Source organism: Pseudomonas sp. RIT411, assembly GCF_003057735.2.
GTDB classification, from domain to species: Bacteria; Pseudomonadota; Gammaproteobacteria; order Pseudomonadales; family Pseudomonadaceae; genus Chryseomonas; species Chryseomonas oryzihabitans.
The window spans coordinates 126,045-150,234 of sequence record NZ_QBIZ02000003.1 but is presented as its reverse complement, the minus strand read 5'-3'; the positions used below and the strand labels follow the sequence as shown (position 1 = coordinate 150,234).

Here is a 24,190-nt window from a genome sequence, read left to right as displayed (position 1 = left end):
CTAGAGTCGCACGGACAACCCGTCCGTGAGGGCCTGGCGACAGCCACGCCAGGCCGGGATGCAGCCGAGCACCAGGGCTGCGAGCAGGATACCGCCGAGCAGTTGCCCATCGTAGAGCGAGGGCCAGTCCAGCGGCAATGCCAGGCCGTATTCCGCCAGCAGCCAGGGCCGGCCCAGGGCGATGGCGCCATAGAGCAGCGCCAGCCCGGCGAGACAGCCGGCCAGGGTGAGGGTCAGGGCCTCTGCCAGCAACAAGCCGAACAGGTGGCGCGGCTGGGCGCCCACCGAGCGCAGGATGGCCATCTCCCGGCGTCTTTCGTTGAGGCTGGCGAGCAGGGCGGTGAGCATGCCCACCAGCCCGGTGAGTACCACGCACAGCGACATCACCAGCAGCGCCTGTTCCGCCGTGCCGAGCATTCCCCAGAGCTCCTGCAGGGCCACACCGGGCAGGATGGCCAGCAGCGGCTCGCCACGGTACTCGTTGACCGCGCGCTGCACGGCAAAGGTGGCCACCCGACTCTTGAGGCCGACCAGGGCGGCGGTCAGGTCCTGGGGCGTGAGATCGCGCCGGCGCACCTCGGCGTCGCTCAGCGAAGGCCCGGGCAGGCCGCCGCGCCAGTCCAGGTGCAGGGCGGTCATGCCGCGCAGTGGGATGTGCAGGGTGCGATCGACCGGGGTGCCGGTGGGGGCGAGGATGCCGACCACGGTGAAGGGGTGGTCGCTGTGCTCGGTCAGACTGATGGTGGCGACGCCATGGGCCAGCACCACCTTGTCGCCCAGCCGATAGTGCAGCGCCTTGGCTACCTCGGCGCCCAGCACCACCTCGAAGACGTCGGCGAAGGGCCGGCCCTGGGCCAGCCGCAGCGGCTGGTTGCGCCCGTAGTGGTAGTGGGTGAAGTAGTTGCCGTCGGTACCCAGCACTCGGTAGCCGCGGTGGGAATCGCCCAGGGACAGCGGGATGGTCCAGGCGACGCGGGGATCGGCGGCGAGCTTCTCGTAGCTCTCCCAGCGGATGTTGTTGGTGGCGTTACCGATGCGGAACACCGAATAGAGCAGCAGGTTGACCGCGCCGGAACGCGCGCCCACCACCAGGTCGGTACCGGCGATGGTGCTGGCGAAACTGGCCTTGGCCTCGGTGCGCAGGCGTTCGACACCCAGCAGCAGGGCCACCGAGACGGCGATGGTGAAGACGGTGAGCAGGGCGGTGGCGCGGCGATTGCGCAGGCTGGCCCAGGCCAGTTGCAGGAGCGGCATCCTAGGTCTCCGGCCGGGCGGCGTTGAGCTGGGCCAGGGTCAGGTGGCGGTCGAAGCGACTGGCCAGACTGCGGTCGTGGCTGACGAACAGCAGGCCGGCACCGGCGGCGGCGCACTCGGCGAACAGCAGTTGCAGGAAGGCATCGCGGTGGTCGCTGTCCAGCGCCGAGGTGGGTTCGTCAGCGATCACCAGTTCCGGCTGGCCGATCAGGGCGCGGGCGGCGGCGACGCGCTGCTGCTGGCCGATGGAGAGTTCGCGGGCCGGACGGCGGGGCAGCGCGGGATCGCTCAGCCCCAGGGCGCGGAGCAGGGTCAGGGCCGCGCCCTGGGGATCGCCATGCCGCGCCGAAGCGCGCTCGCGGCGCAGCGCCGAGAACTGGCAGGGCAACAGGACGTTGTCCAAGACCGAGAGAAAGGGCAGCAGATTGAATTGCTGGAAGAGAAAGCCGGTGTGGTCGACGCGAAAACGGTCGCGCCGGGCGGTGGCGAGGGCTCCCAGGTCCTGACCGAGCAGGCGCACCTGGCCGCGACTGGGACGCTGCACGCCGCCGAGCAGGCCGAGCAGGGTGGTCTTGCCGCTGCCGGAAGGGCCTTCGAGAAACAGCGCCTCGCCGGGCGCCAGCTGGAAGTGCCGGATGTCCAGGCATTCCGCCTGGCCGGGCCAGGCGAAGCCGAGGTCCTGGATTTCGACCAGGGGGGCAGAGGTCACGACCGTCCTACCACTTGAGTTGCGGCTGCCGGGCGGTCAGTTCGGCGCCCTGCTGGCCGCTGGCGACGATGGCCTGGACCTCGACGCTGTGACTGTTGGGGAAGCGGGCGAACCAGCCGGAGAGATCCAGGCTGGCGAGCGCGCCCGGCTTGCTGCAGTTGAAGCTCATGCTGGCCTCCACGTCGAGATGGCCGCTGGCGCTGGAATCCTTGGCAAACAGCGGGCTGATGGCGCTGGCTTCGGTCAGGCGGCAATCGGCGGCGGCGGGCAGCTTCACCAGGGCCTGGGGATTTTCTAGACTCTGGCGCAGGGCGGCGACGGCGTCTTCTTCCTGCCGATTGCGCGGGGCATGTTCGAAGCCCAGCAGATCGGCCGCCGGACTGCGCCACTGGAGTTCCAGGCCGCTGTCGGTCTGGGCCACGTCGAGGTGGGATTCGCCGTGCACATGGGCGCCCAGGGCGCCGTGCTCGTGTTCGTCATGGTCGTCATCGGTACCATGAGCAAAGGCCGGTTGGGCGAGCACGGCGGCAAGACAGAGGGTCAGTAGGGGCAGGCGCATGGTGGACTTCCAAAGGGTGGAGAGGCGCTATGTTATGTTGTTGCATTTATGCGCTGCAACCTCGGTTTGGCGTGGGCCGATGGCTGTGGGAGCATGGGCCTCTGCACGACGAGGAGAACACCATGGTACGCATTCGCGGAACCATCGGCAGCCAGCCCGTGGATCTCACGGTGGAACTGGAGGAGGCCGACTGGCAACGCCTGGCCGCCGCCCTGCGGCCGACCGAGGCGCCCCTGCCTGCCGCGGCCGTGAGCGCCGCGTCCAGCGGACCCAAGTCGGGTGGCGACATGCTCTGGGATCAGGTGGTGAAGCTGCTGAGCTCCGCTGGGCGGCTCAGCGGGCCGGACATCCTCGTGGCGCTGGAAAAGCTCACCGGCAATCTGGGCGTGGCCAAGCAGCTGCTGGTGCGGCTGAGGCACAGTCCCCAGGTGCGCATGGAGCGGGTGGGAGAGGCGCAGTTCTATATCTGGCAGGGGTGAGGCTGGAGCGGGGGAGTGGAAAACGCTGCGCGGTTTTCCACGCTACCGAATGTCCACCGCGCTGGGAGGACGCCCGCGGTGGATAAGGCTGCGTCCGAGGCGACGCAGCCATGGTTGACCGGCGCTTAGTACAGCGCCTGGTACAGGCGGCGGCGATAGGTGGCGACCAGCGGATGGTCATTGCCCAGCAGATCGAAGACCTGCACCAGGGTCTTGCGTGGCAGGTCGTCGCCGTAGCCGCGATTGCGGCGGAACAGCTCCAGCAGGCCATCCAGTGCCGGTTCGTATTGCTGGCGGGCCAGTTGCTGCACGGCCAGTTGGTAGGCGGCCTCGTCGTCGCCGGCATCGCGAGCCAGGCGGCTCTTGAGGTCGGCGACCTCGGGCAGGCTGGCGGCCTGGCGCAGGAAGGTCAGCTGGGCACGGGCACCAGCCAGAGCCTGCTTGTGTTCGTCACCCTTGACCGCGTCCAGCACGGCCTGGGCATCGTCCAGTTCATTGCGCTCGGCCAGGCAGCGGGCATAGAGGATCAGCGCCAGGGCGTCGCTGTTGTCTTCTTCCAGCACGGCCTTGAGCAGCGCCTCGGCTTCGGCGAAACGACCCTCGGCGAACAAGGCCTGGGCGGCGTCCAGCGGATCTTCCTCGGCCGGCGGCAGGGCCTGGACATGGGGTTCGAGCAGGGCGCGGATGGCCGATTCCGGCTGGGCGCCGGCGAAGCCGTCCACCGGCTGGCCATCCTTGAACAGCACCACGGTGGGCAGGCTGCGGATGCCGAATCTCATCACCAGTTCCTGCTCGATGTCGCAGTTGACCTTGGCCAGGTGCAGGGCGCCGCCATAGGACTCGGTGATCTTGGCCAGCAGCGGCATCAGCACCTTGCAGGGCGCGCACCACTCGGCCCAGAAGTCCACCAGCACCGGGGTGCTGAAGGAGGCATCGATGACCTGTTGCTGAAAGGTGTCGAGGGTGGCGTCGAAAATGTAGGGGACCTGGCTCATGGCGGACTCGGCAGACGAAAGTTGCACTATAGGTGGGGGCGCCGGGCTTGGAAACAAGGCGGGCCGGCTCAGCCCCGATAGAGCGCCACGCGGCGGAATTCGTCCGGCTCGGCCAGATCCGGCAGGGTGCAGGCCTGGAGCATGGCGACGCGGGTGAAGCCGGGGTGGGCGAGGTCGCGTACCCGCGAATCGGCCAGCAGGATCCGCTCGGCGCGCGCCTGCAGGAGGTCCAGCAAGGGCAGATTGGCACGGTCGTAGAGGACGTCGGCGGCCAGGATGAGATCGAAGCGCTCGGTGCTGGCAGAGAAATCGTCCAGCGTCTCGATCTGCATGGCGTTGGCCTGGGCATTGGCGCGACAGGCCGCCAGGGCCAGGGGATCGAGGTCGCAGCAGACCACCCGCGCCGCGCCGGCCCGGGCGGCGGCGAGTCCGGCGATGCCCGAGCCGCTGCCGAAATCCAGGACCTGGCGCCCGGCAACGTGCTCGGGATGGGCGACGATCCAGCGCGCCAGGGCCAGGCCGCTGGCCCAGCAGAAGGCCCAGTAGGGCGGTGCCTCCAACAGGCGCTGGGTTTCCGCGGGGGAAAAGGCCCGCGCCATGTTGGCCGGATCGATCAACCACAGCGACAGGTCGCTGTCGGGCAACGCCTGCAGACAGAGGCGGGCGTCGCCGAGCAGAGCCGTCAGGGCGGCGACGAGGTCGGCCGGGGGCGTCACGGGGTCTGGTTCAGCACCAGTTCGCCGAGATTCTGCGTGGTCGGTCCGCCGACATTCACCGGCGGCAGATAGCTGGCCAGCTGACCGGCCTGGATCAGGCGTGCGTGGAATTCCACCTTGAGATCCGGGCGGGTGGGAAAGATCTCCGGATTGAAGGGCAGGCGGAAGGCCAGGGGCGCGCCCTTGCCGGTCACCGTCTCGCTGGCCAGCAGGCGCTGCGGCAGGCCCTTGGCATTGACCGCCAGCAGGGCGATCTCCACCTGGGCACCGGCCGGGACCAGCCCCTGGGCATTGCGCAGCACCCCGGAGATCTCGCGCAGATTGGCCGGGGTGGGAGCGCCGGCCACCGGGACCGGCTCGTCGGCCGGGGTGGTGGGCTGCGGCGGCGTGGTTTCGGGTGGGCTGGAGCAGGCCACGAGCAGACCGGTGAGCAGCAGGGGCAGGAGGACGCGTGGGGTCATGGCAGGATCCGGAGGTCGCCGCCGGCGAGGGCGGCACGGGAGGCTGGAGAGGGGTCGTCGAACACAGTGCGCTCTTATAGCCCGGCGGCTCCTGGCTGTCGATTCGTCCGGTACCCGGAGGTTCCCGCCAGGGGGTGATCGGGTACCATGAGGGCTTTCCCTTCCGGCGGTCGACTCCCCCATGCATTGTCCCTTCTGCGGCGCCCACGACACCAAGGTCACGGATTCCCGGCTGGTTGCGGCCGGCGAGCAGGTGCGCCGGCGGCGTGAGTGCCTGGCCTGCCAGGAACGCTTCACCACCTTCGAGACCGCCGAACTGGTCCTGCCACGGCTGATCAAGCAGGACGGCACCCGCCAGCCCTTCGACGAGGACAAGTTGCGCGCCGGCATGCAGCGCGCCCTGGAGAAGCGCCCGGTCAGCGTCGAGCGCCTGGAAGAGGCCATCGCCCTGATCAAGCACCGGCTGCGCGCCACCGGCGAGCGGGAGATCCGTTCGCGGGTGGTGGGTGAACTGGTGATGGACGAACTGCGCAAGCTGGATCAGGTGGCCTACATCCGCTTCGCCTCGGTCTATCGGCAATTCCAGGACCTGGCCGAGTTCCGCGACGAAATCGAGCGGCTGGCCCAGGATCCGGGCAAGCAACCGGTATGAGCGACACGGACGCGGTGAACGACGAATTCTGGATGGCCCGCGCCCTGGCGCTGGCCGCCTGCGGCCGCTACAGCACGGCGCCCAATCCGCGGGTGGGCTGCGTGATCGTCCGTGACGGCCAGGTGGTGGGCGCGGGCTGGCATCGCCAGGCCGGCGGTCCCCATGCCGAGGTGCATGCGCTGCGCCAGGCAGGCGAGGCCGCGCGTGGCGCCACCGCCTATGTGACCCTGGAACCCTGCAGCCACCATGGCCGCACCCCGCCCTGCGCGGATGCCCTGGTGGCCGCCGGGGTGGCCGAGGTGGTGGCGGCCATGACCGATCCCAATCCGCTGGTGGCCGGTCGCGGCCTGGCGCGCCTCGCCGCCGCCGGCATCGCTACCCGCGCCGGGGTGCTGGAAGCCGAGGCGCGGGCGCTCAATGCCGGCTTCATCCAGCGCATGCTGACCGGGCGGCCCTTCGTGCGGGTCAAGCTGGCACTGAGCCTGGATGGCCGCACCGCCATGGCCAACGGCGAAAGCCAGTGGATCACCGGGCCGGCGGCGCGCCAGAGCGTGCAGCGACTGCGTGCCGAGGCGGGGGTGGTGATCACCGGCGCCGACACCGTGCTGGCCGATGGCGCGCGCCTGACCGTGCGCCCGAGCGAATTGGGCCTGAGTGGCCCAGAACTGGAGCTGGCCACCCTGCGCACGCCGCAGCGGCTGCTGGTGGACGGTCGTGGCCGGGTACCGCTGGACGCCCCCTTTTTCCAGGCCGGCACGGCGCGGGTCGTCGGTATGGCCGGCGAGGCGCCGGCCTATGCGGCGGCCGGGCACGACTACCTGGCGCTGCCCGGCGCCCAGGGCCAGGTCGATCTGGCGGAGCTGCTGACCCGCCTGGGCCGCGAGCAGGTCAACGATGTGCTGGTGGAAGCCGGACCGCGTCTGGCCGGTGCCTTCGCCCAGGCCGGACTGGTCGATGAATATCACCTGTTCCTGGCGCCCAAGTTCCTCGGTTCCAGCGCCCGGCCGTTGCTGGACTGGCCGCTGGAGCACCTGGCCCAGGCGCCGCAGCTGGAAATCCTCAGTGCCACGCCGGTGGGCGCGGACCTGCACCTGATCGCCCGACCGGCCAGGGACACCTGACGCCCCTGGCCCCGCGGCGGCGAACTGTGTTACAAAACCTGCGCTGCCTGCGGGCGGCGAGTTCTCAGGGCGGGGTGCAATTCCCCACCGGCGGTAACGCCCGATCAGTCGGGACGAGCCCGCGAGCGCTCTCTCGTCCTCTGCGGCGGGGGAGGTCAGCAGACCCGGTTGGATTCCGGGGCCGACGGTCATAGTCCGGATGAGAGAGAACGGGATAGCCTCGCCTGGCAGGGGTGCGAGCCCCTCGTCCGTCTGATTTCCCTTCTGTCCGTGCGCCCTGTTTTTTCACCGAAACAGGAGTTCGTCGATGTCTAGCTGCACCGCCTTTCCGGCTCTACCTCTCGGAGGCCTGAGCTGATGTTTACCGGAATCATCGAAGCCCTCGGCGAGATCCGCGCCCTCACGCCCAAGGGCGGCGACGTGCGCCTCTATGTCGCCACCGGCAAGCTCGACCTTGCCGACGTCAAGCTCGGCGACAGCATCGCCGTCAATGGCGTCTGCCTCACCGCCGTGGAATTGCCCGGCGACGGCTTCTGGGCCGACGTCAGTCGCGAGACCCTGAGCCTCACCAGCCTGGGCGGTCTCAAGCCCGGCAGCCGGGTCAACCTGGAAAAGGCGCTGATGCCCACCAGTCGCCTTGGCGGCCACCTGGTCAGCGGCCACGTGGACGGACTCGGCGAAGTGGTCTCCCGCGCCGATAACGCCCGCGCCGTGCAGTTCCGCCTGCGCGCCCCTGCCGAGCTGGCCCGCTATATCGCGCTCAAGGGCTCGATCACCGTGGACGGCGTCAGCCTCACGGTGAACGCCGTGGACGGCGCCGAATTCGAGCTGACCATCGTCCCCCATACCCTCGGCGAGACCATCATGGCCGACTACCGGCCCGGACGCCGGGTGAACCTGGAGGTGGACCTGCTGGCCCGCTACCTGGAGCGCCTGCTGCTGGGCGACAAGGCTGCCGAGTCCAGCAAGGGCGGCGTCACCGAACACTTTCTCGCCGAACACGGCTATCTGCAGCGCTAAGGACGACACCGTGGCACTTTCCAGCATCGAAGACATCATCCAGGACATCCGCGCGGGCAAGATGGTCATCCTCATGGACGACGAGGACCGCGAGAACGAAGGCGACATCATCATCGCCTCCGAATGCGTCACCGCCGAACACATCAACTTCATGGCCCGCCACGCGCGCGGCCTGATTTGCATGCCCATGAGCAAGGGCCTCTGCGAGCGCCTCAACCTGCCGATGATGGCCAGCCGCAACGCCTCCGGCTTCGGCACCAAGTTCACCGTGTCCATCGAGGCCGCCGAAGGCATCAGCACCGGCATCTCCGCCGCCGACCGCGCGCGCACCGTGCAGGCCGCCATCGCCAAGGACGCCAAGGCCGGCGACGTGGTCAGCCCCGGCCACATGTTTCCGCTGATGGCCCAGCCCGGCGGCGTGCTGGCGCGTGCCGGCCACACCGAAGCCGCCTGCGACCTGGCGCGCATGGCCGGTTTCGCCGAGAGCGGGGTGATCTGCGAGGTGATGAACGACGACGGCACCATGGCCCGGCGCGACGAACTCGAAGCCTTCGCCGAGCAGCACGGCCTCAAGGTCGGCACCATCGCCGATCTGATCCACTACCGTCTGCTGCACGAGCACACCGTCAAGCGTATCGACGAGCAGCAGCTGGAGACCGAACTCGGTCCGTTCAAGCTGGTGACCTACCGCGACGAGGTGGAGGGCGACGTCCACCTGGCGCTGATCCGTGGCGACCTGGCCGGCCAGGAGCTGCCGCTGGTGCGGGTGCACAACATGGATCCGCTGCGCGACCTCCTGCAGGTGCACCAGCCGGGTCGCTGGAGTCTGCGCAGCGCCATGGAGCGCGTGGCCCGGGAAGGCACCGGCGTGGTGCTGCTGCTCGGTCACTCGATCGAGGGCGACGACCTGCTGGCGCACCTGCGCGAGCCGCTGCCGGTGCCCAAGGCGCTGTCCACCTACAGCACCGTCGGGGCCGGTTCGCAGATCCTCCGCGACCTGGGCATTCGTCAGATGCGTCTGCTCAGCTCGCCGATGAAGTTCAATGCCATATCCGGCTTCGACCTGGAAGTAGTAGACTATCTGCCTCCTGAAGAATGACCCTTCCGCCTGGCGCGCCCCGCCCGGGTGGCATGGCGCGCTTCACCTGGATTTCCACGGACGGCCTGGCACTGCCGGCCGTCCGGCTCTTTGACAACTGGACCCGCACATGAACATCAAGACCTTTGAAGGCACCTTCATCGCTCCTCAGGGCCGTTTCGCCCTGGTGGTCGGTCGCTTCAACAGCTTCGTCGTCGAAAGCCTGCTGCAGGGCGCCATCGACGCCCTGGTGCGTCACGGCATCAAGCCGGACGACCTGACCATCATCCGCGTCCCCGGCGCCTTCGAGATCCCGCTGGCGGTGCAGAAGATCGCCCAGCGCGACGAATTCGACGCCATCATCGCCCTCGGCGCGGTGATCCGTGGCGGCACCCCCCACTTCGAATACGTGGCCGGCGAGTGCACCAAGGGTCTGGCCCAGGTCTCCATGGAATTCGGCGTGCCGGTGTCCTTCGGCGTCCTGACCGTCGATTCCATCGAGCAGGCCATCGAGCGCTCCGGCACCAAGGCCGGCAACAAGGGCGCCGAAGCCGCCCTGTCCGCCCTGGAAATGGTCAGCCTGCTGGCGCAGCTGGAGGCCAAGTGAGCGGCGATCTGACTCCGCCCGCGGCCGGCAAGCCCGCGGGCAAGAAGGCCCCCACCGGCAAACTGGCTGCCCGCCGCGAAGCGCGCAGCCTGTCGGTCCAGGCCCTGTACCAGTGGCACATGGCGGGCCAGGCGATCAACGAGATCGAGGCGCAGTTTCGCGTCGACAACGATTTCGCCAAGGTCGACGGCGCCTATTTCCATGAAATCCTCCACGGCGTCCCGGCCAACAAGGGCGAGATCGACGGTCTGATCCTGCCCTGCCTGGACCGCGCCATGGACGAGGTCGACCCGGTCGAGCTGGCCGTGCTGCGACTGTCCTGCTACGAACTGCTCAAGCGCATCGACGTGCCCTATCGCGTGGTGATCAACGAGGGCATCGAGCTGGCCAAGATCTTCGGCGCCACCGACGGCCACAAGTTCGTCAACGGCGTGCTGGACAAGCTGGCGCCCAAGCTGCGCAGCGCCGAGTTGCGCGGCAAGCGCTGATCGCCCGCGGGCATGGGTGAATTCGAACTCATCCGTCGCTATTTCGCCGCGGCGCCCTGCGCCCGTGGCGGACCCGGCGTGGCACTGGGCATCGGTGACGACTGCGCGCTGCTGGCACCCGCCCCGGGTGAACAGCTGGCGGTCTCCACCGATACCCTGACCGCCGGGGTGCATTTTCCCGATCCCTGCCCGGATGCCCATGGCCTCGGCCAGCGCGCCCTGGCGGTGAGCGCCAGCGACCTCGCCGCCATGGGCGCCACGCCGCTGGGCTTCACCCTGGCGCTGACCCTGCCGAGCATCGAGCCCGCCTGGCTGGAAGGCCTGGCGGCGGGACTCGCGCAGATGGCCGAGCAGTGCGAGCTGCGCCTGGTCGGTGGTGACACCACCCGCGGTCCGCTGTCCCTCACCCTCACGGTCTTCGGTCAGGTACCGGCCGGTCAGGCGCTCTTGCGCAGCGGCGCCCGCCCGGGCGATCTGCTGTGCCTGGGCGGTGCGCCGGGCGAGGCCGGCGGGGCCTTGCCCTTCGTCCTCGGTCAGCGTGCCGCGGAGGGTGCCGCCAGTCGGCACCTGCTGGCACGCTATTGGGCCCCCCAGCCGCAATTCGACCTGGGCCTCTGGCTGCGGGGTCGGGCGACGGCGGCCCAGGACGTCTCCGATGGCCTGGTGGCCGATTGCGGCCATATCGCCACGGCCTCCGGCGTCCGCCTGGTCGTGGAGACGGCGCGGCTGCCGGTGAGTCCGGCGCTGGCCGAACTCTTTCCCGCCGACGAGGTGCTGCGCCTGGCCCTCGGCGCAGGCGACGACTATCTGCTGGTCTTCACCCTGCCGCCGGACCAGGCGCCGGCCCTGGCCGCCGCCTGGCCCCAGGCGCAGGTGATCGGGCGAGTCGAGGCGGGCAGTGGCGTTGTCGTCCTCGCCGCCGACGGTCAACCCATGATCCCGGCGCAGGCCGGCTTCCAACATTTCTAGCGCCCCGCGCGGAGTCCTCTCTTGAGCGAACAGCAAGCCCCCGCCCAGCCGGTCCCTCCGTCGGTCTGGCGCGATCCCTGGCACTTCCTGGCCTTCGGCCTGGGTTCCGGCACCCTGCCCAAGGCGCCCGGGACCTGGGGTTCGCTGATCGCCTTGCCCTTCCTGCCGCTCTGGCAGCTGCTCGGCGGCTGGAGCTATCCGCTGCTGCTGGTGCTGCTGACCGTCTTCGGCTTTTGGCTATGCGGCAAGGTCGCCCGCGAGCTGGGTGTGCACGATCACGAGGGCATCGTCTGGGACGAGATGGTCGGCATCTGGATCACCTTCTGGCTGGCGCCGCCGGGCCTGATCTGGCTGCTGGTGGGTTTCGTCGCCTTCCGCGTGCTGGACATCTGCAAGCCCTGGCCAATCCGCTGGCTGGATGTCAATGTCCGCGGCGGCGTCGGCATCATGGTCGACGATGTACTGGCCGGCATCCTCGCCTGGCTGGTGGTTCAGGGATTACACATCGGTTGGGGTCATCTCGTCGGCTGACGAGACGCAGGCCCAAGGAGCAGGGCAGTGAAAAGACTGGGCGCGTACGGCCTGCTGTTGGCCGTCGGTTCGCTCGCCTGGGCGCAACCCCAGGTCAGGGTCGTGGGGTTGTTCAACGGCGCGGCGGTGGTCAACGTCAATGGCCAGCGCAAGTTGCTGCGGGTCGGCCAGCGCCTGGACGACGTCGAGGTGGTCAGCGCGGATCCCCAGCAGGCGGTGCTGCGCATCGACGGCCGGACCCAGGCCTTTACCCTCGACCGCGAATATAGCGATGGCTACAGCGCCCCGCAGCGCCGCGAATTCAGCGTGCCGCGCAGCAACAACGGCCATTACCAGGTCACCGCCAACGTCAATGGCCGTCCGGTGTCGCTGCTGGTGGACACCGGTGCCACCAGTGTCGCCCTGAGTGGCGCCCAGGCCGATCAGCTGGGCATCAGCTATCGCGACGGCACCCCGGGCTGGGTGGAGACCGCCAGCGGCCATGCCCGCGCCTGGCGCACCACGCTCAAGCAGGTGCGCCTGGGCGATGTCGAGGTGGTCGGGGTGGACGCCATGGTCCTGGAAGGCAACTATCCCAGCCAGGGCCTGCTGGGCATGAGTTTCCTCAACCGCGTGGGCTGGCGCGAGGCCCAGGGCATCTTCTACGTCCAGGCACGCTGATAGATCATCGGGTATCGACGTCATAACCCCTGGCGATGACGCCGGAGCCGGGGAAAAGGTTACAATGTACGTCTTTACCCGCCAGGAGCCCGCAGGTGTCCGTCGTCTTTGTCGCCGCCTCCCAACTGCCCACCCCCTTTGGCCTGTTCACCATGCACGGTTTCCTCGACGAAACCGATGGCAAGGAGCACGTCGCCCTGACCTTCGGTGACGTGGCCGATGGCGAGCCGGTCCTGGGACGGCTGCATTCCGAGTGCCTGACCGGCGACGCGCTGTTCAGCCTGAGATGCGACTGTGGCTTCCAGCTGGAAGCGGCGCTGCGCGCCATCGCCGAAGCCGGGCGTGGCGTGCTGCTCTATCTGCGCCAGGAAGGACGCGGCATCGGCCTGCTCAACAAAATCCGCGCCTATGAGTTGCAGGATGCCGGCGCCGATACCGTGGAAGCCAACGAGCGCCTGGGTTTCGGCGCCGACCAGCGTACCTATGCGCTGTGCAAGCCGATGCTCGAACACCTCGGCATCACCTCGCTGCGGCTGATGACCAACAATCCGCGCAAGGTGAAGGCGCTCGAGGTCCTGGGCATCCCGGTCGCTGAGCGGGTGCCGCTGCAGGAAGGCCTCAATCCGCACAACCGCCGCTATCTGCTGACCAAGGCCGGCAAGCTCGGCCATATGCTCGGCAATCTGCATCAGAACGAAGAGACCGCCGATCCGGCCTCCTGATCAGCCGGCTGCGCGCGCCGGTTCCAGGCGCTGCGCGGCTTCCTGCAATTCCAGTACCTGTTGATCCACGTTGCGACTGGCGCCCAGGGTGGTCTGGGCCAGCTCGGCGCTGCGCCGTGCCTGGTCCTGGGCCGCCTGGCTGCGTAGCTGCAGCTGGTTGCCGCTGGTATCCAGGGCCTCCAGGGTGTGGCCGATGTGGGTCAGGTGCTCCTGCAGCGCGCCGACATCGCGATCGATGGCGCCCAAGGCCTCCTGGGCCTGGTCCGAACGACTGCGCGAGGTCTGGGCGTCCGCCTTGCAGCGCTGCATGGCGGCCACCGCCTGTTCCGACAGCAGGCGGATCTGGTCGAGGATGCTGGCGATCTCGCGGGTGGAATCCGCCGAATGATTGGCCAGGCGCCGCACCTCGTCGGCGACCACGGCGAAGCCGCGTCCCTGATCGCCGGCGCGGGCCGCTTCGATGGCGGCGTTGAGCGCCAGCAGGTTGGTCTGTTCGGCGATGCCGCGGATGGTGTCGGTGACATGGCGCACCGCGTGGGTCTGCTCGTTGAGCGCGCTGATGGTGCCGGCCGAGGTGCCGATGGTGCCATCGAGGATTTCCAGATCGCGGGCCACCTGGCCGACCAGAAGATTGCCGTGGTCGCTGCCGTTGCGTGCCCGGGTCGAGAGGCCACTGCTGTCGCGCACATGGGCGGCCATCTCCTGGCTGCCCTGCAGCATCGTCTGCATGGCCTGGGTGTTGGCCTCGGCCGCCTGCCATTGCTGTTCGGCTTCCTGGCTGGCGTGCTGGGCCCCGCGCTGCAGACTGGCGGCATCGGCGCTGAGGGCGCGGGTGACCTGCTTGACGGTCTGCAGCGAGGTGTCGAGGCGATCGACGAAGCTGTTGATCCAGACCGCCAGCTCGCCGGTCTCGTCGGCGCGAAAGCCCTGGCGATCCAGGCGCTGGTCGAGACTGGCGCCGCACTCGGCGATGTCCAGGAAGAAGTCGCCCAGGCGTTGCAGGCGACGGGTACAGGGCCGCACCACCAAACCGCCGTAGAGCGCCAGGGCGAGGGCTGCACTGCCCAGGGCGAAGCCGCTCTGCCACAGCGGTTGCCAGAGGCTGAGTGCGACCTGCAGGCCCCAGGCGCCCGCGCCCAGCAGCAGGGCGCCGAGCAGCAGGTGCTGGGTCAGGCTGCCGCCACGATAGGCTTCTTCCAGATCCGCTTCGCAGAGCAGGCCCCAGGTATCCGGCGAACCGGGCAATTGCAGGGTAAGGCCGGCGCCGATCACCGGGACGTGGCGGTAATCGGAATAGCCTGGATAGGCGACGAACAGATTGCGCCCCTTGCGAATGGTCTCGCGCACCCTAGGGTGTAGTTCCTTGGTCGCCGGGGCGGTGAATTTCAGCTCGAACTCGGTGTGCTCGCGGATCCGTACCGTCCCGAAGGGGGTGGCGACCCCTTGCTTGAGGTTATCGCCGACGGTGAAGGTGGCGTCTTCGAAGCGCGAGCGCGACAGCGCGGTGCCGGGCGCTATGCTGGGGTCGGCGACCGCCTTGACCATGAACAGGTAGTTGTCGCCGGAATCCGGAAAGACATGCCCGGCCTCGCGCTGGATGAGATCGCTGAGCACATCGTTGGGCAGGCGCAGACAGAGACAGCCCAGCGGCTTGCCGGCTTGGCGCAGCGGCTGGTGGAACAGCAGGGTGACGGCATCGTGGAAGGCCGAGGTGGTCGGGCCCAGGGCGAGGGTGACCGGATCGCGATAGGGGCCTTGCAGAAAGGGCGCCTGCAGACCGCGGGCGAGGGCCGCGGCGTCGTGCCGCTGCCCCTGGCGCTGACGTGCGGTGGAGGCGAGGACCAGGCCCTGGGTATCCACCACGAAGAGTTCGGAGGCCGCGCCCAGGTGCAGCAGGGCGTCGTCCAGGATTTGAGGATCCAGCGCGGGCCAGCCGGTCTCCAGCGCCCCGGCGATCCGTTCCAGTTGCTGCCAGTGTCTCTGGGTCCAGGTCAGCAGCAGATCACGACGGGTGCCGGCCAGGCCGGCAAAGGTCTTTTCCAGGCGTGCCTGTCGACCTCCGTTGCGCAGGCAGGCCCAGCCACGGGCGATCTTTCCATTGCGCCCCAGCCAGGGCAGCCAGCGGCGCTCGGGGCCGCTCAGATCCATGTCACTCATGACACCCATCCTTGTCGCCACGCTGATTGCAGTCAGCAGCCAGCATGGTGGGGGCTCCAGCCGCGCACTAGAGCGGCTGGATGAGGTGTCGGTGCCTTCAGATCAGCGGTGCGCGGCCCTTTAGGCGGAGGCACCGCGGGCCAGGCGTGGCGAGGTATCGGCCTGGGCGGCTTCCAGCAGTGCCAGGCGCTCGCGTACCGCGCGCTCGATCCCCGCGACGTCCAGACCGCACTCGGCCAGCATGTCGGCCGGCTTGGCGTGTTCGATGTAGCTGTCCGGCAGGCCCAGGTTGAGCACCGGCTGGACCAGGGCATTGGCCTGCAGGAATTCGTTGACCGCACTGCCGGCACCGCCCATGACGCTGTTTTCCTCGACGGTGACCAGCAGGTCGTGGTCGGCGGCGAACTGGCGGATCAGGGCTTCGTCCAGCGGCTTGACGAATCTCATGTCGGCCACGCTGGCGTCCAGGCGCCCAGCGACCTGCAGGGCCTCGGCCAGTTGCACGCCAAACACCAGGAAGCCGACGGTGGGGCCGTTTTTCAGGCTGCTCTGGCGACGCACCACGCCCTTGCCGATGGGCAGGGGTTCCAGGCCCGGATCAAGGGCGGCGTTGGGGCCGCTGCCACGCGGGTAGCGCACCGCGGCGGGGCCTTGGTGGCAATAGCCGGTGGTGAGCAGGCGGCGCAGCTCGTTCTCGTCGCTGGGCGCCATGATCACCATGCCGGGTATGCAGCGCAGGTAGGACAGGTCGAAACTGCCGGCATGGGTCGGACCGTCTTCGCCGACCAGGCCAGCGCGGTCGATGGCGAAGAGCACGTCCAGATGCTGCACCGCCACGTCGTGGATCAGCTGATCGTAGCCACGCTGCAGGAAGGTGGAGTAGATGGCCACCACCGGCTTCATGCCGTCGCAGGCCAGGCCCGCGGCCAGGGTCACCGCATGCTGCTCGGCGATGGCCACGTCGAAGTAGCGCTCGGGATAGCGTTCGGCGAAGCGGATCAGATCGGAGCCTTCCTTCATCGCCGGGGTGATGCCCACCAGCTTGGCATCGGCGGCGGCCATGTCGCACAGCCAGTCGCCAAAGATATTGGAGTACTTGGGCGCGCCCGGGCGCTTGGGCTTGGCGTCCAGCGGCTCCAGCTTGGTGATGGCGTGGTAGCCGATGGGGTCTGCCTCGGCGATGGACAGGCCCTTGCCCTTGCGGGTGATGACATGGAGGAACTGCGGGCCCTTGGCGTCGCGCAGATTGCGCAGGGTGGTGACTAGGGTCGGCAGGTCATGACCGTCGATGGGGCCGATGTAGTTCCAGCCCAGTTCCTCGAACAGGGTGCCGGGTACCAGCATGCCCTTGGCGGCTTCTTCGGTGCGGCGGGCGATTTCCCAGGCACCGGGCAGCTTGGAGAGGGCCTTCTTGCCGTTCTCGCGCAGGTGCTGGTAGGTGCGGCTGGAGAGTAGTCGCGCCAGGTAGTTGGACAGGCCACCGACATTGCGCGAGATGGACATGTCGTTGTCGTTGAGCACCACCAGCATGTTGGCGCCGGTATCCGAGGCGTGGTTGAGGGCCTCGAAGGCCATGCCCGCGGTCAGGGCGCCGTCGCCGATCACCGCCACCGACTTGCGCTCGATGCCTTGCAGCTGGGCGGCGATGGCCATGCCCAGGGCGGCGCCGATGGAGGTGCTGGAGTGACCGACGCCAAAGGTGTCGTACTCGCTCTCGCTGCGGCGCGGGAAGGCGGCCAGGCCGTCCTTCTGGCGCAGGCTGGCCATGCCTTCGCGGCGACCGGTGAGGATCTTGTGCGGATAGGCCTGGTGGCCGACGTCCCACACCAGCCGGTCTTCCGGGGTGTTGAAGACATAGTGCAGGGCCACGGTCAGTTCGATGACGCCGAGGCCGGCGCCGAAGTGACCGCCGGTCTGGCCCACGGTCCACAGGAGAAAGGCGCGCAGTTCGTCGGCGACGGCTTCCAGCTCGGCGTCACCGAGCTGGCGCAGCTGGACCGGCGAGTCGATGCGGTCGAGCAGGGGCGTCGCGGGACGCTGGCGGGGAATCTCGTGAAACGTCTTGGGCATCTGGCTGATCACTTTGCGCAGAGAATTAGGCAGTTTACCCGATGCCCGCGTGGCATCCCAACAGCGGACAGGGCGTCTTGTTATGCCCCTGTGACAACGGACCCGGGGGCAAATGCGGCCCGGGTCACGAGTTTTTCCGCCGGGAAGCGGCTAGCTGCGCCTGGCGACGATGTAGCGGGCCAGGGCGCGCAGGGGTTCGGCGGGCTCGCCCAGGGCCTCGATGGCGGCCAGGGCAGTGTCGCGCAGCTCCAGGGCATAGGCCTTGGCCGCGTCCAGGCCGAGCAGCGCCGGGTAGGTCGGTTTGTCGCGGGCGAGATCGGCGCCCTGGCGTTTGCCCAGGGTCTGGGTATCGCTTTCGATGTCGAGCACGTCGTCCCAGACCTGGAAGGCCAGGCCGATGGCCTCGGCATAGCGGCCCAGGGCCTCACGCTCGCCGGCACCGGCGGCTTCGCTGGCCAGGGCGCCGAGTTGCACGCTGGCGGCGATCAGGGCGCCGGTCTTGTGCAGGTGCATGGTCTCCAGCGCCGGCTGGTCGATGCGCCGGCCGACCGATTCCAGGTCGATGGCCTGGCCGCCGACCATGCCCGCCGGGCCGCTGGCGCGCGCCAGCACCGCGACCATCTCCAGCCGCACCGCGGCGTCCTGGGGCGCCGCCAGCAGGGTCTCGAAGGCCAGGGTCTGCAGGCCGTCGCCGGCGAGGATGGCGCAGGCCTCGTCATAGGCCTTGTGGGTGGTGGGCCGGCCGCGGCGCAGGTCGTCGTCGTCCATGGCCGGCAGGTCGTCGTGGACCAGGGAATAGGCGTGGATCAGCTCCACCGCGCAGGCGGCCTGGTCGGCGCGCGCCGGATCGCCGCCCAGGGCTTCGCAGGCGGCATAGACCAGCAGCGGCCGCACCCGCTTGCCGCCGCCCATGACGCTGTAGGCCATGGCCGCATAGAGCCGGGCGAGTTCGGCGCGCGGGGCGGTGAAGAGCGGGGCGAGGGCGGTGTCGACGCGGGTCTGGCAGCGTTGCTGGTAGGCCTCGATCATGCGTCGTCCCCAACCGGGGCGAAGGGCGCGGCGCTGAGTTCGCCGTCCTTTTCCAGCAGGATCTGCACCTTCTGCTCGGCCTGGGCCAGGGCGCCCTGGCATTCGCGGGTCAGGCGGATGCCCTGTTCGAAGGCGCCGAGGGAGTCCTCCAGGGACAGCTCGCCACTTTCCAGGCGTTCCACCAGGGTCTGCAACTCGGCCAGGGATTGTTCGAAGTCGGGAGCTTTCTTGCGGGCCATCGGGATTCTCGACAGAGGCGATCGGGTCGCGGGAAGGGGGCAATGGGTCGGCCATTGTGCCACAGCCATCGGCGCCGCTTGACGCCATGCCCGGCCAGGCCCTAGGGTAGCGGTCATGAAAACGCGCAGCCACCAACGCCCCAGCATTATTACCGCCATTACCTGATGGCGGGACAGCGTTAGCTGCGCAACCAGACCCGCCCAAGAGGCGGGTTTGTACTTTCTGACTCCTGGGCCCCGATGAAACACCCCAGGAGCCCGCCATGACCGCCCAGGAACCCGCCACCGATCTCTTGCAGCGCTATGCCCGCAAGATCCTCGAAGCCCCCGTCTACGACGTGGCGATCGAAACGCCCCTGCAACCGGCACGGGCGCTGTCCGAGCGGCTGGGTTGCCAGGTGCTGCTCAAGCGCGAAGACCTGCAGCCGGTGTTCTCCTTCAAGATCCGCGGCGCCTACACCAAGCTGGCCAGCCTCTCGGCCAGCGAAAAGGCCCGCGGCGTCATCGCCGCCAGCGCCGGCAACCACGCCCAGGGCCTGGCCCTGGCGGCTCGTGAGCTGGGCGTGCGGGCGATCATCGTCATGCCGCGGACCACCCCCGAGCTCAAGGTCATCGGCGTGCAATCCCGCGGTGGCGAGGTGGTGCTGCATGGCGACGCCTTTCCCGATGCCCTGGCCGAGGCTCTGCGCCTGGTCGAGGAGCAGGGCTATACCTTCGTACCGCCCTATGACGATCCCGACGTCATCGCCGGCCAGGGTACCGTGGCCATGGAGATCCTGCGCCAGCATCCGGGACGCCTGGACACCATCTTCGTCCCGGTGGGCGGCGGCGGCCTGATCGCCGGCATCGCGGCCTACGTGAAATACCTGCGGCCCGAGATCAAGGTCATCGGTGTCGAGCCGGACGATTCCAACTGCCTGCAGCAGGCCATGGCCGCCGATGAGCGCGTGGTGCTGCCGCGAGTCGGGCTGTTCGCCGACGGCGTGGCCGTGGCCCAGATCGGCCATCACACCTTCGAGATCTGCCGGCGCCATGTCGACGAGGTGATCACCGTCAGCTCCGACGAGATTTGCGCAGCGATCAAGGACATCTACGACGACACCCGCTCCATCACCGAACCGGCCGGCGCCCTGGGCGTGGCCGGGATCAAGAAATACGCCGAGCGGGAAGGCTCCGGCGGCCAGGTGCTGGTGGCCATCGATTCGGGTGCCAATATCAACTTCGACCGGCTGCGGCACGTAGCCGAGCGCGCGGAGCTGGGCGAGCAGCGCGAAGCCATCATCGCCGTGACCATCCCCGAGCGGCCGGGCAGCTTCCGCGCCTTCTGCAAGGCCCTGGGCCGGCGGCAGATCACCGAATTCAACTACCGCTACCACACAGGCGAAGAGGCCCATATCTTCGTCGGCGTCCAGACCCATCCCCAGCGCGATCCGCGTGACGCCCTGATCCAGGGCCTGCGCGACCAGGGCTTCCCGGTGCTGGACCTGACCGACAACGAACTGGCCAAGCTGCATATCCGCCACACCGTGGGCGGCCATGCGCCGCGGGTCGGCCAGGAGCAGGTGTTCCGCTTTGAATTCCCCGAGCGGCCCCGAGCGCTGTTCGATTTCCTCGACCGCCTGGGCGGGCGCTGGAACATCAGCATGTTCCACTACCGCAACCACGGCGCGGCGGATGGGCGGGTGTTCGCGGCGCTGGAGGCTAGCCAGGCCGAGCGGCCGGAGCTGTTGGCTACCCTGGATGCCATCGGCTATCGCTATTGGGACGAGACCGAGAATCCGGCGTATCGGTTGTTCATTGGATAGACCGAGTCAGAGGGATCGCGGCCATGGCGGTCCGCAAATGTGGTCAATTCCGGAGATTGGAGTATCGCCAAATCGTGGCCATGGGCCGCTCCTACCTCGTACCTACGGTCACACCTGAGCCTGTAGGAGCGGCCCATGGCCGCGATTGGCACTGGGGCCTATCAGTGGAAAACGCTGCGCGGTTTTCCACGCTACGAAGCGGGCACAAGACGCCGGACCTCAATCCGCGTCGTAGCGGGCGCTGAAGGCCCGCACGAAGGCGTTGCGCAGGATATTGAAGAAGGCCTGCAGCGGGCTGATGTCCTGGTTCTTCACGCTGCCCGAGAGATCCACCCGGGTGGCGAACTGGTCGCGGGGCTGGTTCTTCAGCAGCGTCTGGGCGGTGCCGACCACGGCTTCCCAGGCGCTTTCCAGGGCGTTCTTGTTGCGATTCTCGACATCCTGCTGCCAATCGAAGATGTCGACGTTCTTCATCAGCGGCTTGACGTAGCCGCTGAGCCGACCGTCCACCGCCTTGGCCTCTACCACCACATCGCCGCTGCCGGCGCGGAAATCGAACTTGCCGTAGGCGCGGGCGAAGTCGTTGAGCTTGGGCAGGTCGATGTCGGTCACCCGCAGGCGGAAGTCGAAGTCGGTGAAATCCTTGAAGGGATCGAAGCGGGCACTGGCCTCCAGCGGCGCGCTGCCGAGGATGGCGGCCTTGCCCTCGAAGCGGGCGATGCGTTCGCCCCTGGCATCCGCGGCGTTGGTCAGGTTGTAGAGGCTGGCATTGACGTCGGTGGCCGCCAGATTCACCTGGGGCTTGGAGTTGAAGTTGCGGAAGGTCACCCGCCCATCCACCACCCGCACCTCGTCGAGGGTGATGGAGATGAGCTTGTCCACCTGGTCCTGCCAGTCGGTGCCTTCGCCGGTCTGCGACTGTTCCTTGCGTGCGCCGCCATCGACGAAGTTGAGCTCGGGCCGTTCGAAGACGATATGGCCGACGATGGCATGCTCCTGCCACAGCGAACGCCAGCTCACTGCGATGTCGATGCCGGGTGCCTTGAGGAAGGGCACCGGCACCTTGCCGTTGACCTTGACGATTTCCAGCCCCTCGACGCGATAGGCGCCGCGCCACCAGGCCAGGTCCACGTCGGTGACCTGGCCGCGATAGTCGCCCATGTCCGCCAGCTTCTCATTGAGGTAATGACGGATCACCAGGGGCGCGGCCAGGTGCAGGCACAGCAGCAGGACGATCAGACCGATGAGGACGTAGAGGGGCAGACGCAGGCGGCGGGTCATGGTGGCGGCTCGGGACGGACTCGTTACCGGTCGACCCTCCGCGGCAGGCCTGAGTTTCTCGCAGGTGGGCGTGGTCGGTTGATCGAGGAGCGCTAGAGAGAACGAAAGGCTCTGTCCTGGCTTGGCCGTCAGCGGACGGCCAAGCCAGTCGTCGGACCGCTGCGCTACGGCGGTGAAGCCTGACGGGCAGGCGCAAAAAAGCCGGCTTGTGGCCGGCTTTCGAGGGCGGGTTGAGCTGATTTTTGGTGAGCCCGGCCCGCCCGGGTTGCCCTTGCCGGGCAGAGAGGAGGGGCGCGACAGCAATCGCGCGTGGCGTCTGGCGGTGAGCCAGGACGCCTGTCGATCAGAAGTCCAGGGTGGCGGACACCTTGAGGGTGCGCGGATCGCCCTGGGTCAGGTAGCCGCCAAAGGCGGATTCCCAATAGGCCTTGTTGGCCACGTTCTCGACGTTGGCGCGCAGGGTAACGTCTTTTTGCTCGACTTTGAAGCGATAACGCGCCCCGAGGTCGACACGGGTCCAGGCCGGGATGCTCAGGTTGTTGGCCGCATCCGCGTACTGGCCACCCGTGCGCAGCAGGCGGCCGTTGAGCGACACGCCGGCGAGGCCGGGCACGTCCCAGTCGGCGCCGAGGTTGTACTGGAAGCGCGGCACGCCGATGGCGCGGTTGCCGTCGTTGCTGCCGTCCTGGGTGCCCTTGAGTTCGGTATCCATCCAGGTGGCGCCCGCCAGCAGGCGCAGGCCCACCAAGGGTTCGCCGAAGACGTTCAGCTCGAGGCCGCGGTTTTCCTGTTCGCCGTTGCGGACGAAGATTCCCCGGCCATCGATATAGCCGTCGGCAGGCTGCTCGATGCGGTAGAGGCCAAAGGTGGCGCCGAAGGTACCCTGGTCGTACTTGATGCCGGCCTCGGTCTGCTTGGAGCGGGCCGGCGAGAAGACCTGGCCGATGTTCAAGGCACCGTTGCCGGCGGTCGGCCCGGGCGCCAGGCCCTCGATGCGGTTGGCATAGAGGGAGATCTGCTCGGTCAGCTTGTAGACGACACCATAAATCGGGGTGGTGATGGATTGGTCGTATTTGGAGGTGCGGGGGCCGTCGCCATAGGCATAGCCTTCGACCAGCAAGGATTGGCGACGAACGCCCAGCGTGGTCAGCAGGCGATCATCGAAGAAGCCCAGGGTATCGGAAAGGGCCAGGCTCTGGTTGGTCGTCTTGCTGGTGGTACCCGGGTCATGCAGATCCCCACCCGTGAACCAGCCGAAGCGCGGATAGGCGACCTTTACGGGGTGATCAAGATTGCTATTACTTGTGCCCGCAGGGAAGGCGAAATCGTAGGCATTCTTCTGTTCGGTCCAGATGCTGGACGCACCAAGAGCGATCTGGTGACTGACGGGGCCGGTTTGCAGGGTGCCATTCAGACCAGTCATGACGGTGCGGGAATCATCGTCGTGAGGGATCTTCGACCCTCCTACCGTGAGATTTCCCGCCTCGTCGTTCAAGGTAGCGCTGCCGTAGGTCCCGTTTTCGCGGGTGTGCTTGCCACCCAGGGCGAGGTAGGCGGTCCAGCTGTCGCTCAGGTCGTACTCGCCCCGCACCATGCCGAAGGTGTCTTCCAGCTGGGTATGGGTCCAGGGCGCGTTGTAGTTGGTATCGGATGAAGGAGCGTGGGGCACGCGGGTCAGGCCGCTGCCGAGCAACAGGCTGTCGCGGCCGTTGTTGACCACCTGCTTCTGGTAGCCGAAGTCGGTGGACAGGCGGAAATTGTCACCGCGGTAGTCCAGGCCGGCAACGAACAGCTTGGATCTCTGGCTCTCGTCGTCGATGGCGGTGTCACCTTCGCGCTGCATCAGGTTGAGTCGGGCGCCGAAGCGATTGTCCTCGCCGAAGCGCTGGCCAAGGTCGAGGTGCTGACCGAGGCGGCCATCGGAGGTGTAGTCGACGGTGTAGCTGCGGGTCGGCACGTCCTGGGCGCGCTTGGGCTGCAGGTTGACCGCGCCGCCGATACCGGAGCCGGTGGGGGTCACGCCGTTGATGAAGGCGTTGGGTCCCTTGAATACCTCGACGCGCTCCAGCGCCTCGGTGGCGATGATCTGCCGCGGCATGACGCCGTAGAGGTTGTTGAAGGAGATGTCGTCGCCGGTCAACTTGTAGCCGCGGATGACGAAGTTCTGCGACTGGTTGCCATAACCACTGTACTGACGCACCGAGGCGTCGTTGCTCAGCACCTCGCCCACGGTCTGGGCCTGTTGATCCTGGATCAGCTTGGCGGTGTAGCTGGTGACGCTGAAGGGCACGCTCATGTTGTCCTGATTGCCCAGTACGCCCAGCTTGCCTCCGGTGGCCACCTGGCCGCCGGTATAGGCAGGAGGCGGGGCGTCCTTGGGCGTCTCGGTGGCGGTCACCGTGGTGGCGTCTAGCTGCAGGGCATCGCCCTTGGTCTGGGCCAGGGCGGAGGTGCCTGCGGTGGCGCAGAGCGCGGCGATGGACAGGGCGAGGGGCGAAAGCTTGAAGGCGGAGCGCGAACGAGCCATGACGAGCGGATCCTGTACTGACGGGGCGAGGGCTCGGAGTCCCCACCACGGATGACAGGGT

The 24,190-nt window shown here is 68.1% G+C and carries 24 protein-coding genes and 1 riboswitch; of the genes, 12 read left to right on the top strand and 12 right to left on the bottom strand.

Features of this window, described 5'->3' with window-relative positions:
* Genes DBY63_RS06025 through DBY63_RS06015 form a run of 3 tightly spaced genes read right to left on the bottom strand, consistent with a single transcriptional unit; the run spans nt 1 to nt 2,522 of the window.
* The gene (locus DBY63_RS06025; RefSeq protein ID WP_108581493.1) at nt 1–1,254 is read right to left on the bottom strand and encodes an ABC transporter permease; all 1,254 of its coding nucleotides are present in this window, start codon (nt 1,252–1,254) and stop codon (nt 1–3) included.
* A gap of 1 nt (nt 1,255) precedes the next feature.
* Entirely contained in the window at nt 1,256–1,963 is a 708-nt protein-coding gene (locus tag DBY63_RS06020) for an ABC transporter ATP-binding protein (protein ID WP_027601111.1), read from the bottom strand.
* Nucleotides 1,964–1,970: 7 nt separating this feature from the next.
* Nucleotides 1,971–2,522, bottom strand: a complete 552-nt coding sequence (locus DBY63_RS06015; protein ID WP_027599174.1) for a DUF2796 domain-containing protein — start codon at nt 2,520–2,522, stop codon at nt 1,971–1,973.
* Nucleotides 2,523–2,644: 122 nt separating this feature from the next.
* Between DBY63_RS06015 and DBY63_RS06010 the strand changes: the two genes are divergently transcribed.
* A complete protein-coding gene (locus tag DBY63_RS06010; protein ID WP_108581492.1) occupies nt 2,645–3,001 on the top strand; it encodes a hypothetical protein in 357 nt (118 codons plus the stop codon).
* A 125-nt stretch (nt 3,002–3,126) separates the two neighbouring features.
* Here DBY63_RS06010 and trxA read toward each other — a convergent pair whose 3' ends face one another.
* The 3 genes from trxA to DBY63_RS05995 all read right to left on the bottom strand — a co-directional run bounded on the left by trxA (nt 3,127) and on the right by DBY63_RS05995 (nt 5,173).
* Nucleotides 3,127–3,996, bottom strand: a complete 870-nt coding sequence (trxA, locus tag DBY63_RS06005; RefSeq protein ID WP_007161216.1) for a thioredoxin — start codon at nt 3,994–3,996, stop codon at nt 3,127–3,129.
* Between the two features lie 68 nt (nt 3,997–4,064).
* Nucleotides 4,065–4,712: a 50S ribosomal protein L11 methyltransferase gene (locus DBY63_RS06000; protein WP_108581491.1), complete on the bottom strand. Its 648-nt coding sequence runs from the start codon at nt 4,710–4,712 to the stop codon at nt 4,065–4,067.
* Complete coding sequence (locus DBY63_RS05995; RefSeq protein WP_027599172.1) at nt 4,709–5,173, bottom strand: YbaY family lipoprotein; 465 nt, start codon at nt 5,171–5,173, stop codon at nt 4,709–4,711. The genes DBY63_RS06000 and DBY63_RS05995 overlap by 4 nt, the downstream gene beginning before the upstream one ends.
* A gap of 181 nt (nt 5,174–5,354) precedes the next feature.
* On the opposite strand from DBY63_RS05995, the gene nrdR reads away from it, so the two are divergent.
* From nrdR to ribA, 10 genes are all read left to right on the top strand, one after another.
* Nucleotides 5,355–5,825 (top strand): transcriptional regulator NrdR, encoded by a 471-nt coding sequence (gene nrdR / locus DBY63_RS05990; RefSeq protein ID WP_007161213.1) that lies wholly within the window; start codon nt 5,355–5,357, stop codon nt 5,823–5,825.
* A complete protein-coding gene (gene ribD / locus DBY63_RS05985; protein ID WP_108581490.1) occupies nt 5,822–6,946 on the top strand; it encodes a bifunctional diaminohydroxyphosphoribosylaminopyrimidine deaminase/5-amino-6-(5-phosphoribosylamino)uracil reductase RibD in 1,125 nt (374 codons plus the stop codon). The genes nrdR and ribD overlap by 4 nt, the downstream gene beginning before the upstream one ends.
* 56 nt (nt 6,947–7,002) lie before the next feature.
* A riboswitch (FMN riboswitch) is annotated at nt 7,003–7,161 on the top strand.
* 142 nt (nt 7,162–7,303) lie between these two features.
* Nucleotides 7,304–7,966 (top strand): riboflavin synthase, encoded by a 663-nt coding sequence (locus tag DBY63_RS05980; protein WP_007161211.1) that lies wholly within the window; start codon nt 7,304–7,306, stop codon nt 7,964–7,966.
* Between the two features lie 10 nt (nt 7,967–7,976).
* A complete protein-coding gene (ribBA, locus tag DBY63_RS05975) occupies nt 7,977–9,065 on the top strand; it encodes a bifunctional 3,4-dihydroxy-2-butanone-4-phosphate synthase/GTP cyclohydrolase II (RefSeq protein ID WP_007161210.1) in 1,089 nt (362 codons plus the stop codon).
* 109 nt (nt 9,066–9,174) lie between these two features.
* Nucleotides 9,175–9,651 carry a 6,7-dimethyl-8-ribityllumazine synthase gene (gene ribE, locus DBY63_RS05970; RefSeq protein ID WP_007161209.1) on the top strand — a complete coding sequence of 159 codons (477 nt, stop codon included), beginning with the start codon at nt 9,175–9,177 and terminating at the stop codon, nt 9,649–9,651.
* 8 nt (nt 9,652–9,659) lie between these two features.
* The gene (gene nusB / locus DBY63_RS05965; protein WP_027599169.1) at nt 9,660–10,139 is read left to right on the top strand and encodes a transcription antitermination factor NusB; all 480 of its coding nucleotides are present in this window, start codon (nt 9,660–9,662) and stop codon (nt 10,137–10,139) included.
* 12 nt (nt 10,140–10,151) lie between these two features.
* Nucleotides 10,152–11,108 (top strand): thiamine-phosphate kinase, encoded by a 957-nt coding sequence (gene thiL, locus DBY63_RS05960; RefSeq protein ID WP_027599168.1) that lies wholly within the window; start codon nt 10,152–10,154, stop codon nt 11,106–11,108.
* Nucleotides 11,109–11,129: 21 nt separating this feature from the next.
* Nucleotides 11,130–11,639, top strand: a complete 510-nt coding sequence (locus DBY63_RS05955) for a phosphatidylglycerophosphatase A (RefSeq protein ID WP_027599167.1) — start codon at nt 11,130–11,132, stop codon at nt 11,637–11,639.
* 27 nt (nt 11,640–11,666) lie between these two features.
* Nucleotides 11,667–12,299 (top strand): TIGR02281 family clan AA aspartic protease, encoded by a 633-nt coding sequence (locus tag DBY63_RS05950; RefSeq protein ID WP_027599166.1) that lies wholly within the window; start codon nt 11,667–11,669, stop codon nt 12,297–12,299.
* A 95-nt stretch (nt 12,300–12,394) separates the two neighbouring features.
* Complete coding sequence (gene ribA / locus DBY63_RS05945) at nt 12,395–13,021, top strand: GTP cyclohydrolase II (protein WP_027601106.1); 627 nt, start codon at nt 12,395–12,397, stop codon at nt 13,019–13,021.
* Here the strand turns inward: ribA and DBY63_RS05940 are convergent, their stop codons facing one another.
* The 4 genes from DBY63_RS05940 to DBY63_RS05925 form a co-directional block, all read right to left on the bottom strand.
* Complete coding sequence (locus DBY63_RS05940) at nt 13,022–15,178, bottom strand: methyl-accepting chemotaxis protein (protein ID WP_108581489.1); 2,157 nt, start codon at nt 15,176–15,178, stop codon at nt 13,022–13,024. It abuts the gene before it with no gap.
* Nucleotides 15,179–15,298: 120 nt separating this feature from the next.
* A complete protein-coding gene (gene dxs, locus DBY63_RS05935) occupies nt 15,299–17,248 on the bottom strand; it encodes a 1-deoxy-D-xylulose-5-phosphate synthase (RefSeq protein ID WP_108581488.1) in 1,950 nt (649 codons plus the stop codon).
* A gap of 150 nt (nt 17,249–17,398) precedes the next feature.
* Complete coding sequence (locus DBY63_RS05930) at nt 17,399–18,277, bottom strand: farnesyl diphosphate synthase (protein ID WP_027601104.1); 879 nt, start codon at nt 18,275–18,277, stop codon at nt 17,399–17,401.
* Nucleotides 18,274–18,516 (bottom strand): exodeoxyribonuclease VII small subunit, encoded by a 243-nt coding sequence (locus tag DBY63_RS05925; protein WP_007161201.1) that lies wholly within the window; start codon nt 18,514–18,516, stop codon nt 18,274–18,276. Before DBY63_RS05925 ends, DBY63_RS05930 begins: the two co-directional genes overlap by 4 nt.
* Nucleotides 18,517–18,779: 263 nt before the next feature.
* Here DBY63_RS05925 and ilvA point away from each other — a divergent pair, with 263 nt between their 5' ends.
* Entirely contained in the window at nt 18,780–20,321 is a 1,542-nt protein-coding gene (ilvA, locus tag DBY63_RS05920; RefSeq protein WP_108581487.1) for a threonine ammonia-lyase, biosynthetic, read from the top strand.
* A 219-nt stretch (nt 20,322–20,540) separates the two neighbouring features.
* Here ilvA and DBY63_RS05915 read toward each other — a convergent pair whose 3' ends face one another.
* Nucleotides 20,541–21,602 (bottom strand): DUF748 domain-containing protein, encoded by a 1,062-nt coding sequence (locus DBY63_RS05915; protein WP_077171395.1) that lies wholly within the window; start codon nt 21,600–21,602, stop codon nt 20,541–20,543.
* Between the two features lie 343 nt (nt 21,603–21,945).
* A complete protein-coding gene (locus DBY63_RS05910; protein ID WP_108581486.1) occupies nt 21,946–24,129 on the bottom strand; it encodes a TonB-dependent siderophore receptor in 2,184 nt (727 codons plus the stop codon).
* Between the last annotated feature and the right edge of the window lie 61 nt (nt 24,130–24,190).